The following is a 13385-nucleotide window of genomic DNA, read 5'->3' on the forward strand; positions in this document are numbered from 1 at the left end:
CGCAGAGGAGTCATAGGGTTTAATTTCTCTTTTTTCTATGTTCCAATGTGGTTTAATTTTTCTTCAAATTGATTTCTATTTTTTCCTATATATCTATGTGGTTAAAAATTTTTTCCCTATTTGGATTTAACCAATAAAATTTTTATTTCTCTGCGAAACTCAGTGATATCTCCGTGCAACTCCGTGTATTATTTTTTATTTAATACGCTAAGCATATTTCTATTTTTTCCTATATGTCTATGTGGTTAATTATATTTAATTACTTCTGCAACAACTCCATTTTTCTTTTATGTAAAAAAGCAGATGTATTGAAGTAAGGAATCGCAGCCATTCGTTTAAGATGTTTTGTTTCCAGAGATTGTAATTGCAATATTTTTTTCATCGCCATCATACCTTGAGCACTTCTGAATTTTTTATGAATATATCTGTGTAACTCTTTATAAAACTCCGGAGGATAAGTACTGCGGAACATAAGTGCAAGTTCATCACTATCGTTCCAGTTTTGTTTTTGCTGTAACTCTGATTTTACACTTTCATAAAATTTTGTTCCGGGCAAAGGATAAGAAACAGAAATACCAATATCATAAGGCATTAATTCAAACAACATTTTCATAGTGGCATCAATATCTGTTTTTGTTTCGCCGGGATATCCGAATTGCAAAAAGAAACAGGGTTTTATATTGTGCTTTTTCATCAGGATAGTACAATCATAAATCTGCTGAATAGTAGTTCCTTTATCCATGGCATCCAGAATTTTTTGTGAGCCGGATTCTGCACCAATCCACACTTCATCACAACCTGCTTTGGCCAGACTTTCTATATTCTGTTCGTTCAATAATAAATCTGCACGACACTGAATTTTAAATTTAAATTTTAAATTTCTTTGTTGCACCAATGCACTGAATTGATTTATCCATCCCGGTTTCAATCCGAATATATCGTCGCAAAACCAAAAATGCATTACCCGATATTTATCAATCAGCATTGCAATTTCATTCACAACATTTTCCGCTGATCGTGCATTATAACGATTGCCATAAATTGGTTTTGCGCACCAGTTACATTTAAACGGACAACCTCGTGTGGTTGTAATATTCAAACTGAAGTAACCATTTTTCTTCAGCCATTTTTCTTTATAGGTTTCAATATCCGCTACTTCCCATGCAGGAAAAGGCAACGCATCCAAATCATGCATCACAGCTCTTACTGTTGTTTTTTCAAAACCTGTTTTTGTTTTAAAGGCAATGCCATTAATGTTGCTTATTTCCTTTTGAGAATGGTCATCATATAAATAATCTACAAGTTCTGAAATTGTTTTTTCTGCTTCGCCAATTACAATATAATCCGCACCTGTTTCTAAATATTCTTTCCAATGATCAGTAGCATCCGAACTTGAAACTATAACCTTACAATTATTTTCTTTCGCATAGCGAATCATTTCAAAGCAAGCATTGCGCATATTTACCAAACACATTTTTGTGAGATAATTAAATCCATCATCACAAATTATTACAATACCATTGTTAAGTGTTTCAATTGCAGGAAAAATTTCGCTTGCTGACTTTGCAAATACGGTATCTCTGAAAGTTACATTATACCCCTCCTGTTGTAAAACGGATGCAACATACAAAGTGCCCAAAGGTGGATAGGGCTGCATGGCTCGTTCCTGTTTTGGATCAAATCTTAAAAAGTATGCATTGGCAATAAATACATCAGCCATTGTATAAAGTTACATTATGTTGCTGCTCAAATGTGTGAATGCGGTTTTTATATCCTTCCAATACTTTAAATTGAAATCCCTGCGGATGATGTTTGGAAACATGTTTACGACTGCGCAGATTATTTTCAAATTCTATAGCTGTCATATTCTTGAATTTGCGTTTCCAGAAATATAATGTGATCTTATAACAAACAGTATCCAGCCGGTCACCGATTTTATTTTGCAATAATTTTTCAGAATGATGTTTTATAACATTTTCTTTTTCTTTCTGAGGTAACATCTGCTTTTCAGGTAAATAATTTGGAAAATATTGTTTCACCCAGTTATTGCTTTGCATAAAATTATTATACAAATTTTCGCCCGACATATTTTTTAATGTAACAATCTCAATTGCTGTAAAAATATTTTTATCAGGAATTTCTAAAGACTCTGTATCAATAAAATAATTAATACAGAAATATTTTCTGGAATTCAACAGAAAGAATTTTTTATAGATAGTGAGCAACATGCGACAAAGCCATAAACGATTTGGCTGAGTGATAATAAAAAAATCAAAGTCTGCTTCTGCATCAAAATAGTTTTTTGACAGAGAACCAGAAATATTTACACTGCGCACGAAAGGAAAACGCTGAATAAACTTTGAACGCATTATTGCCTTATCCCAAATTTTCATTGCTGAACGGTTTCCTTTTTGTCGTCTTTCAATATTTCCATAATCACTGTTCAGCGACCAGAATTCACCAAAGCGATATACCATCAGGTTATCTTCTAATTGTTGTAATGCGTCTTCTGCAATATGCAAATGATGAATTGGAATAGATGCAAAGCGAATTATTTCAGGTAAGGTTAATGGATAGCGAAATAAATCAAAATACATCAATGATTTAAGAATTGATGAATGTACCTCTCCCAACAAAGGAAATTCGTGTTGATGTACGTAGGTAATTTGCATGCGCTAACGAAATTACAGCACAGAGATTTAAAAACGTCAGCATTGTGTAAGGTGATTTGAATAGGTGTAATTGAAAATGATGGTAAAACTGAATTTGTGTAACTGTCGAATCGTTTAATCGTCGAATAGGAAAAAGTAGAATCGTAGAACTGGAGAATTGTAGAACTAGGGAATTGTGGAAACGTCTAACTGGCGAATCGTGTAATTGTGTAATCGAAAAATGTAGAACTGGAGAATTGTAGAACTGAAAAGTGTAAATGGGTAATTAGAAAATGTATAAATGTGTATTGGAAGATAAAAAGTAAGAATTAACCGATGCAAAGAATATCATTCCAGAATCATTATTCTAAAAATCTCCTCCACACCATTCCAATATTTTTCTTTTTAATTGAATGGAGTTGCAGATTATTTTTTTGGCGATGGAATGAATTTGTTTTTTATCGCAGTCATCGGATAAAATGATAAAGACATTTGTATTGGAATTCATATATGTCGAAATCTGTAAAAACAGTTTTTCAAAATATTCAAACTCCACTCCGCAATACCATGCTTTCTCAGCTTCTGTATTTGGATTTTTCGAATAATACGGCGGATTGATAAATATATAATCGAAGTGTTTGTATTGTATATTATCAAATAAATCACTCAATACAATTTCCATTTGCAAATTATTTTCTGTTGCATTTTTAGTAAGGGTTGTAATTGCAAGCCGACTAATATCACTTGTAGTTACTTGTGCATTTTGTTTTGCAGCAACACAACTTAATAATCCACTGCCACAACCTAATTCCAACACAGTTTTATTTTGTATAGAAAGTGTTTCCATAAACTTAATTAATAACAAAGTGCTGTGAAAATATTTGGGATGAAAAACTCCGGATGGAATATGTAATGTTATTGCGTTATATCGAAATGTTGTTGGTTTTGAAATACGCCATTGAACATACGGTTTATAAATATGCTCTGCAATTTTCTTTATTAGCGATTGCATCTTAAAAACCTTCTAATTCCGGTTGGCGATAGCGAATAAATTTTTGAATTGCTTTAATTTCATAAGGTGCATTATACAATTTTGATTTATATCGCCATGCACTAATGTTGCGCAAAAGTTTGCGTTGTGCTGTTTGCATTTTATAATCGGAAACTGTTGGATAAAAACCATTCAATACCGTTTCAAAATTTTTTATCTTATCAATCATGTAAGGTTTTAGCCAGGGCGTTAATGGATTTTTTCGCAAGTCGAAATTCTCCCAATGCGGACTTATCCAGTCTTCCAATTTCTGCGGAAAATGAAAGCCCGATTTTTCCACTGCTTTAAATAATGCAGAACCTTCAGTTGGCACCGGACTATATACATAAATAATAATTTCTGTTGCTGGATTAATTTCTTTTATTGTGCGGATAAAAGCAATGTCTTCATCTATGCGTTTATTCACTTCTTCTTCAGTTGATGCTGGTGTACCAAGTACAAAAGAGTATTCAGGAATTATATCAAACTGTTGCATGCGTGCTGCAAATGCTTTTATTTGTGCACCTGTTTGTGTGCCGCCCTTATCCATTTCTTTTAGTATTGCATCATTGCCCGTTTCGGCGCCGAAGAAAATCATTTTACAGCCAGCCTTGCGCATTTTTTCCAAACTTGCATCACTGTATTTATCAATTGTATCTATACGACCTTCTCCCCACCAAATCATATTTTCTTTTGCAATTAAATCTGCAAATTCAACAGTGCGTTTTTCATTTACAAAAAAATTATTATCGTGAAATTCAATTGCATCACCACCATATTTATTTTTTAAGTACAGAATATCATCATAAATCAATTGAGCAGATTTGCCTTTCCATCTTGCATTAAAAATGGGAACAATTCCACAGAAAGCACATTTAAACGGACAACCAATACTGCTGTGATATGCAATTGTTTTTTTGCCGAGATATGTTTTACCTAAATATTTTTCTACAGGATAAAATGTATTTAATCTTTCATAAGGCATTGCAGGTAATGTATCCTGATCATACAATTCATCTTTATGATTCTTTTGAATGGTATCATTATTTTTCCAAATTAGATTAGGTATTAATTCTAAGGGCAAATTATTTTTTATTGCATTTAGTAATTGCGGAAATGCTTTATCACCCGGACCATAAATGATGTAATTAATAAACCCGGATTCCATGCAAACTTTACTTTGATTACTTGCAAAATATCCACCCCAGATAATAGTGATTTGCGGAAACTGTTCTTTAATTTTTTTGGTGAATGGAATTGCTTGTTTCAATTGCGGACCCGGCATTACCGTACTTGCAAAATATGCATATTGATTTGTTTGCAATGCAGTAATAATTTTTTGCAAAGGATCGGATTCCAGATTGCCATCAATAATTGTGTAATCAAATAATCCATCAATACTCGCAGCTATAGATAGAATTGAATTCGGAATACGGGCTTTATAATTTGCCGCACGAGGATTAAATAATAATACTTTGCTTGAATGCATTGGGCTAAGGTATTTATTATTGATGGTGATAGCAGTAAATGCTATGTAAAAAAAATGCACCGAAATTGCCGGTGCATCTTAGTTATTGATGGAGTGCTAATTAAGAATTTTTTTTATTCCATTCCGTCACCACTTCGGCATCTACCGCAGCAGGTTGACTTTGAATGTAATTATATATTGCATGTATTTCTGTGTCCGTCATTAATCGAAATTCGGCCCATGGCATAAATTTCATATCTAATTCTTTGCCTTCAGGAGTTTTACCTGATTGCATTGTTTCCGCAAATTGATCATAGGACCATTTACCGAAATTTCCTCCCATGGTAATATTGGAACCCGGAGGAGAAACCGGATCAGGAGATTTTGCACCATTCAGATTTTCACCATGACATGCAAAACATCCGTGAATGCGCATGGTATATTTTCCATAATCTACACTCTCACTAAAATCCGGAGCAGTGTGAACAGATACATCATTCAGATCCAATAATTCACAATTATAAAGTGTACCAAACATTCCGGCACCAGCCAATACCTGACTCATGAATGTAAAATAATTTGCTGGTTGTGGTTTATCGGATGGTGGTAAGGTTTTTAAATAACCTATTAAAGAACCAAGATCCTGATCGCTCATATAATTTAAATATTCAACCGGCATGATAAACATTCCATGACCATCCGGTTTTACTCCAAATCGAAGTGCCCGAATCCAATCTTCATCTGTATAATTTTTTGTGATACCACCGGGTGTGAGATTGGCAGAATATACAATTCCAATTTTTGGGTCATTAAAAAAATCCCTTCCTGCCAAATCACCTCCATGGCAACCCGTGCAGATGGATGCTGCAATGGATGCACCTCGAACTAAGGATGTTGAATCGGTGAGAATGGGAACATTAGGCACATTTACTTCATAGGTTACTTTCGACATTTTTTTGTACTTACTCTGCATAACAAATGCAAATACAACAATGCCTGCAATCAGGACAAGTAGAATTATACCTATCCATTTAAAGGCTTTTTTCATATTGATTGGTTTTAGGTTATCAGTTACTCAATATCGAATGAAAAATTACTTTGTATTTTTCTAATATGCAAAATTATTATGTGAATAGTCAATGTGTGGTATACAACTGCTGATAAAATTCTACAGTTTGAGTGATTGAATAAGAAGTTAATTGATTGTTATTATAATCTTTTTTTAATAGGTGCGAAATAGTGCAGCACATTTCTTTTTTTTCTGCACATACATGCACAGCCTGATGTTCCGGTCTGCCTACATCAAAACAAACTACTTGCATACCACTTGCAATCGCTTCTTCAAATACAGTCGCATGACCTTCATAATAAGAGGTGTGAACCAATACTTTTGATTGTTGCATATACTCAAATATTTTTTTGCGATCGAGCTTTCCTGTGAATTGAATATTCTTGATTTCTAGATTTTGAGATGTAGCTATGCATTTTTCTTGTAATATTCCATCGCCAATCATTTTGCAATTTAAATTCGGAAATTCTTTATTTAATTGATTTACAATTTCAATACATATTTCCGGTTGTTTTAATGCAATGAAAGCACCGACAAATAACAGATCAATGTTTCTTTCCTGTTGTATTGCTGAAATATTTTTTACTCCCGGACGAATAATTGCCTGCACATTATTTCCGGTATTTTTTTTAAATGTTTCAGCAGCTTTCGTATTTGGAGCAACAACATGAATTGTATTCAATGGAATTTTATTCAGGTAGTTATTTTCGGCTAAAATATCTTGTCCCATTATGGTAGCTATTATTTTGCAATCGTATTTTTTTGAAAGCTTAGCTCCGATAAGAGTAGTTTCATTCAGCCAGAAAATATGTAATATCGTCTTGCCCGGTTGTATCCATTCTTTTGCTTTACGCATTACCCGATTCCAGGTAATTAATTTTAAAATACCTTTTCTATTATTACCACCGGCAGAATAAATTTTTATTCCATTCCATAGATATTCACCTTTATCAAAAGGATATTGAAAACTGATTACATGTATATTTTCTTTACCGATTTTTTCTTCAAGTGCCAATACATAATCTTGTAAAAAAGGAATACAAACATCATCCTGTTCATCTATTGGAAAGCCGGGTGTCAGTATTAGAATTTTTTCCATCGCAGGATTATTTTTTCTGTAATGTCAGGATGTAATAATCTCCCAAATTCCGGAATGGCCACAATGATTTTAATTTGTGTTCTGCTTTTTTAAAAAAAGCAAATAGTTTTTTATTCTTAGTTGAAAAATTTTTGAAATAAGAGGGCGGTAAAATCACACATAATCCTTCCAAACCAATTACTTTAAAATCTTTCTGTAATGTTTGTTTTATAAAAGAGGGATTATAATACCAACAACGAAAAAATTTTCCTTCTACATGTGCTTCAGCTCCCTGTTTACCGGCGAAGCGACGGAAAGCAGTTTTAAAATTTCCTTTGAACAACAACATAAATTCCCACAGACAAAATGAAGGCATTACCACTACAGTTAAATAACCATTTTGTTTTATTAATGCAGAACAATCCTGTAATACTTTTTGTAAATCTGAAGTGCAATTTAATCCGGCGAAATTGGAAAAAACAAAATCATAAGGTCCTTTATTTTTTAGGTTTTCTAATTGATTAAAAGAACAAATTTCTGTGGTAACTTTTTCTTCGACTCCACATGATTTTATTTTTTGTTGCAATACATTTTGCATTGCTTCCGAAATATCTGTTGCATGAATTGTATGTCCCGCTTTTGCAAAATACACTGCATCTTCTCCGGTGCCAGCATTTAATTCTAAAATAACAGATTGTGGGTTTAAAAATCCGGTTACATGTGCTCTTACCCGTTCACGTTTGTATTGAACAATGAAATCATTATCATAAATTGAATCAAACAAGGGTGCTTGTTTACTAAATGCATTTGCAGCTTGTTGTTCATGAAAAATATCTGGCATAATAATTTTTCAGAAAAAAGAATTTTACTTTTTGTTTTGTATTAATCCACATTCCAGGTAGTGCCTTCTTTTGAATCTTTTAATTGAATACCAATTTCTTTTAAGGTATCACGAATTTTATCCGAAGCGGCAAAATCTTTTCTGATGCGGGCATCTTTGCGCAATTCAATTACAAGTTCCATTACGTTTTGCATCAGTGCGCTATTGCCATCTTCTTCATGCTTCAATCCGAGAATATCAAAAATGAAAGTTTGAAATGTTTCTTTTAATCGTATTAAAGTATTTGGAAGGATTGGTGCTTTTTTTTCAGCTGTATGATACCATGTATTTATATAAGCAGAAATTTCATTGAGTGAAGCTATTGCTTGTGCAGTATTAAAATCATTATTCATACCGGTATATACATCCGTTAAAAATTTATTACACGCATTTTCACTATTGTTATCAATTGTATTTCCTGCTTGTAATGCTTGCACATTTTTCTCACTTTGCATTAAGCGTTTATAACCTTTCTCCGCAGCATTTAAAGCTTCATTTGTAAAATCCAAAGTGCTGCTGTAATGTGCCTGCAACATAAAAAATCGAACTGTCATCGGCGAATATCCACGATTTAATAATGGATGCGTGCCTGTAAATAATTCATGTGGTAAAAATGAATTGCCTAGACTCTTACTCATCTTCTGTCCATTCACTGTCAGCATATTTGTATGCAGCCAATATTTCACCGGATCAACATGATTACATGCAATACTTTGCGCAATTTCATTGGTGTGATGTGTGGGAATTAAATCCATTCCACCACCATGAATATCAAAAGTTTCTCCTAGATATTTTGTACTCATTGCTGAACATTCAATATGCCATCCGGGATATCCTTTGCCCCAAGGTGATGGCCATTGCATAGCATGTTCCGGTTTGGCTTTTATCCAAAGTGCAAAATCCAATCTGCCTTGTTTTAATTCTTGTCCACCTAAATCACGAGTGTTATTTAATAAGTCATCCAGATTGCGACCTGATAATTTTGTGTAAGGAAATTCCTTTGCAAATTTTTCTACATCAAAATAAATACTGCCCTCTTTTTCATAAGCAAAACCACTTGCTAAAATTTCTTTCGTCATTTCTATTTGCTCGATAATATGCCCTGTAGCTGTTGGTTCAATATCCGGTGGAAGTGCATTAAATATTTCCATGACACGATGAAAAGCAACACTGTATTTCTGTACAATTTCCATGGGTTCTACATGTTCTAATTTCGCTTGCGCACTGATACGATCATCAGAAACACCTGCTGAATTTTCTATATGACCTGCATCCGTAATATTTCTTACATACCGCACTTTATAGCCAAGATGTTTCAGATATCTGTAAATCATATCGAAGGAAACAAAGGTGCGGCAGTTGCCGAGATGCGGTTCGGAATATACGGTTGGTCCGCAAACATACATACCTACAAATGGCGCATGTAATGGAATAAATAATTCCTTTTGTCTGCTTAATGTGTTGTAAACAAATAGTGCGTTCTGGTGAAATAATTCTTTGGACATGTAGTAAAGTTAAGGAAGGTAAATGCAAATTTTTTAGCGCTGGATTTTCAGACGAAAAATATGTGAAAATTATAAATTATTGAATGGTAAATGCAGCCGTTACCATATAGTGATCCGAACCGGGATTTGCAATGCGTTTATAATCCAATATTTTAAAAACATCGTCTTGCAATAAAATATAATCAATGCGAATAAAAGGAAATGGTTTAAATGTAGCACCTAATCCAAAGCCGTTATTTAAAAATGCATCCTGCATATTTTCTGAAATATTTCTATAAGCATACGACACTGGTGTATCATTAAAATCACCGCAAATAATTACCGGGTAAGGAGAGTTTTCTTTTGCCTCATCAATTGCTTCTGCCTGACCTGCACGCAATCTGTAACTCGTGCTGAGTTTTCCGATAATGCGTTTTGCTTCAATTTCTTTTAGCGCTTCTGCATTGGGAGATTCCACTACATCCAAATCTTGTGGAGTCAATTGATTGGATTGCAAATGTGCAGTAATCAGTCTCACCATTTTTCCATTAATATCCAGATCTGCATATATAGAAGAATTGGTATTGCTCAATGCTTTATAATTTATTTTACCGGTATCCTTCACAGGAAATTTACTGAGTATTAATATGCCGTAGCTGCGTGTATGTTTTTTATTCTCATATACTTTATAATAGTATTCATATTTTAATCCACTTGCTTTTTTTATTGCAAGATAATTATCCTGTGCTTTTTTTGAATTGTGATAACTACTGAATTCCTGCAAACAAATTATATCCGCATCCACATCTGCAATTCCATCTACAATAGATTGTTGATACTCTTTAGTGGTGGATGAACTGAATTCATCAAAGCCTCGCACATTAAATGTGAGCAGACGAATTGCATTTTCATCATCCGTATTATTTTTTGGAAAATGCATTGCATAACTTACGCTATGCGCTTTAAATCCAACAAGCAAAATAATCAGCAGATAAATAAATACTTTTTTATTCATCAAAAACCAAAGAATAAGTAACAGCAGATTTGCAATGAGGATAGGAATATATGCTAATCCGAAAAAAGGACTAAACCATACTTTCGCAGGATTGATATACATGGATGCATATGACAGCAAAAGCAATACTGAAACAGGAATTGTAATTATAAGCAGAATTTTTTTTGACCAATTCATTTTTTATCGTGGTTTAATAAAATAAAAATGAAGCTTGTCATTACACCAAAGATTAAATATATAATTATAACATTAAGGTCATCTTTAAAGGGAGTGAAGCGACCAAAGAATAACAAGTTCAGCAAACTAATCAGAACATACAAAATGCCGATTGTTTTCATGCTCTGCTGCACTTTCAAATCTGTGTTTATAAAGGAGAATTGGATAAGAAAAATATTCACAGCGTGAAATTAGTTAAAATGAAAAATTAACACCATTAGTCCTTTCAAGTCTCAATTTTTTAAGATACATTTACCTAGACGAATATTTCTCATTTGTCAGGTGGCTATAAAGACTCTGTTCTATCTCAGTTAAGCCGGAGATTACAAAACTGAAAATCTTAAATAAACGTCTTTTAATACCATTAGTGGAATTTACAATTTCACTTAACCCCAAAGTTGATTTGCAATTTCCACCAAGTTGTTTCAGGCAAACAAGTATTAAATCCAGCAGAAAATTCAAGAAGAAAAGAGACCAATGATTGAATAGTATTTTTTAACCTTCTGCACATGCAGATTTAAACTTTGAATAATGAAAAATAAACTTCAATTATTTATTACAATAATATCAATTGTAATATCAATTCAACTAAAAGCTCAGGCGCCACTAATCGAATGGCAGAACACCATCGGGGGAGACGATGGAGATTGGATATATTCCGTCATCCAGACGAGTGATAGTGGTTATCTTTTAGGGGGATCTAGCTGGTCGAACATATCCGGCGACAAGACAGTTGCGAGTAAAGGTTTTGATGATTACTGGGTAATAAAACTCGACAACACGGGCAGTATTCAATGGCAGAAAACTATTGGAGGTAGTGAAATAGATTTGCTGAGGTCTGTTATCCAATCGAATGATGGAGGCTACCTTTTAGGGGGATATAGTAAATCGGGTATCTCTGGTGACAAGACGGAGGCGAATCTGGGAATCGCAGATTACTGGGTAGTAAAACTGGACAACTTAGGTAATATCCAGTGGCAGAATTCAATTGGAGGTAGTAATGATGATAACCTAATATCTGTAATCCAGACGAGTGAAGGTGGGTACTTATTAGGGGGAACTAGCAAATCTGGTATTTCCGGCGATAAGACGGAGGGTAGTTTGGGTGATGATTACTGGGTTGTAAAACTCGACAGCTCGGGCAATATTCAGTGGCAGAAAACTTTCGGGGGAAGCATGGTGGATTACCTATATTCTGTCAATCAGACGAGTGACGGGGGCTTTTTTTTAGCTGGATATAGTACTTCTGATATTTCCGGCGACAAGACGGAACCAAATTCAGGCGGTGATTACTGGGTTTTAAAACTTGACAGCATAGGCAATATTGAGTGGCAAAATACTATAGGAGGAAGTAATTTGGACGTGCTGTATTCCGCCACCCTGACGAGTGATGGAGGCTATTTTTTAGGAGGATATAGCAACTCTAATATTTCAGGTGACAAATCAGAGGACGGTTTGGGTTCTTATGATTATTGGGTGGTAAAACTTGATAGCTCGGGCAATATTCAGTGGCAGAATACCATAGGAGGGAGTGATGTTGATTGGCTGTATTCCGTCATCCAAACAAGTGAAGGCGGCTATCTTTTAGGTGGAGAAAGTCGTTCTGGTATTTCCGGCGATAAGACCGAGCCAGCCCACTATGTTGATTACTGGGTAGTAAAACTGGACAGCTTAGGTAATATCCAGTGGGAGAATACGATAGGAGGGGGTGGTGTGGGTACTGACGTGCTGAATTCCGTCATCCAGACAAGCGATGGTGGATATTTCTTAGGGGGATATAGTTCATCGAAAAATTCAATCGACAAAACGGAACCGAATTTGGGTGGTCTTGATTATTGGGTAGTAAAACTTTACCCGGAGACTTGTACTTTCCCTTCCGGTTTAATGGTTCACAACATTACACCAAGCATTATAAAAATTCACTGGAATACAATTTCTGGTGCAGACAAATACCAGATATATTATCGCCCGGTGGATGATTTGACATGGATAAAAGTTACATCAACTTCAAATACTAAAACCATTAAAGGTTTGTCACCAGGTACAGAATATGAATACAAAGTGAGAACAAAATGCGGAGAAGAAAATACCGACTTCTCATCCGTTGCATATTTTACAACCTTACCATTGCGCCTTGGAGAAATAAGTAGCGGTGTTACTATTTATCCCAATCCCGCTTCATCACAATTAACTGTGGAAATAGAAAATGATAACGCTTCTGAAAAGCATATTGAAATAATGGATGCATTAGGCAGATCTGTTCAAACAATCAGTACATCAGAAAATATAGTTGTTATAGATATTAGCAATTTATCAGCGGGGATATATTTTGTAAAACTGCAACAGGCAGATATAATTACATTACTAAAGTTTATCAAAGAATAATAATTATCATAACATCAGGGAACATAGAATTAATATGTTCTCTGATGTTCATCTTTCAAGAAAAAAGAAAAATGTAAATCATCAACATATCAATATTTCAATACAATTA

At 34.2% G+C, this 13385-nt stretch carries 10 protein-coding genes; 1 reads left to right on the top strand and 9 read right to left on the bottom strand.

Features of this window, described 5'->3' with window-relative positions; genetic code table 11:
- Window positions 1–259: 259 nt before the first annotated feature.
- From IPN31_15015 to IPN31_15055, 9 genes are all read right to left on the bottom strand, one after another.
- Window positions 260–1720, bottom strand: a complete 1461-nt coding sequence (locus tag IPN31_15015) for a B12-binding domain-containing radical SAM protein (GenBank protein MBK8683185.1) — start codon at window positions 1718–1720, stop codon at window positions 260–262.
- Window positions 1713–2672 (bottom strand): nucleotidyltransferase domain-containing protein, encoded by a 960-nt coding sequence (locus IPN31_15020; protein MBK8683186.1) that lies wholly within the window; start codon window positions 2670–2672, stop codon window positions 1713–1715. The genes IPN31_15015 and IPN31_15020 overlap by 8 nt, the downstream gene beginning before the upstream one ends.
- Window positions 2673–3018: 346 nt before the next feature.
- Window positions 3019–3663, bottom strand: a complete 645-nt coding sequence (locus tag IPN31_15025) for a methyltransferase (GenBank protein ID MBK8683187.1) — start codon at window positions 3661–3663, stop codon at window positions 3019–3021.
- 1 nt (window position 3664) lies between these two features.
- A complete protein-coding gene (locus IPN31_15030) occupies window positions 3665–5170 on the bottom strand; it encodes a B12-binding domain-containing radical SAM protein (GenBank protein MBK8683188.1) in 1506 nt (501 codons plus the stop codon).
- Window positions 5171–5270: 100 nt separating this feature from the next.
- Window positions 5271–6197 carry a c-type cytochrome gene (locus IPN31_15035; GenBank protein MBK8683189.1) on the bottom strand — a complete coding sequence of 309 codons (927 nt, stop codon included), beginning with the start codon at window positions 6195–6197 and terminating at the stop codon, window positions 5271–5273.
- Between the two features lie 88 nt (window positions 6198–6285).
- On the bottom strand, window positions 6286–7317 hold the full coding sequence (locus IPN31_15040; GenBank protein MBK8683190.1) for a glycosyltransferase: 1032 nt from the start codon (window positions 7315–7317) through the stop codon (window positions 6286–6288).
- 7 nt (window positions 7318–7324) lie between these two features.
- Entirely contained in the window at window positions 7325–8137 is an 813-nt protein-coding gene (locus IPN31_15045) for a class I SAM-dependent methyltransferase (protein MBK8683191.1), read from the bottom strand.
- A 41-nt stretch (window positions 8138–8178) separates the two neighbouring features.
- Window positions 8179–9681 carry a cysteine--tRNA ligase gene (locus IPN31_15050; protein MBK8683192.1) on the bottom strand — a complete coding sequence of 501 codons (1503 nt, stop codon included), beginning with the start codon at window positions 9679–9681 and terminating at the stop codon, window positions 8179–8181.
- A 76-nt stretch (window positions 9682–9757) separates the two neighbouring features.
- A complete protein-coding gene (locus IPN31_15055) occupies window positions 9758–10852 on the bottom strand; it encodes an endonuclease/exonuclease/phosphatase family protein (protein MBK8683193.1) in 1095 nt (364 codons plus the stop codon).
- A gap of 570 nt (window positions 10853–11422) precedes the next feature.
- On the opposite strand from IPN31_15055, the gene IPN31_15060 reads away from it, so the two are divergent.
- Window positions 11423–13276 (top strand): T9SS type A sorting domain-containing protein, encoded by a 1854-nt coding sequence (locus IPN31_15060; protein MBK8683194.1) that lies wholly within the window; start codon window positions 11423–11425, stop codon window positions 13274–13276.
- Window positions 13277–13385: the final 109 nt, after the last annotated feature.

It is taken from the genome of Bacteroidota bacterium, from assembly GCA_016715425.1.
Lineage (GTDB): Bacteria > Bacteroidota > Bacteroidia > Chitinophagales > BACL12 > JADKAC01.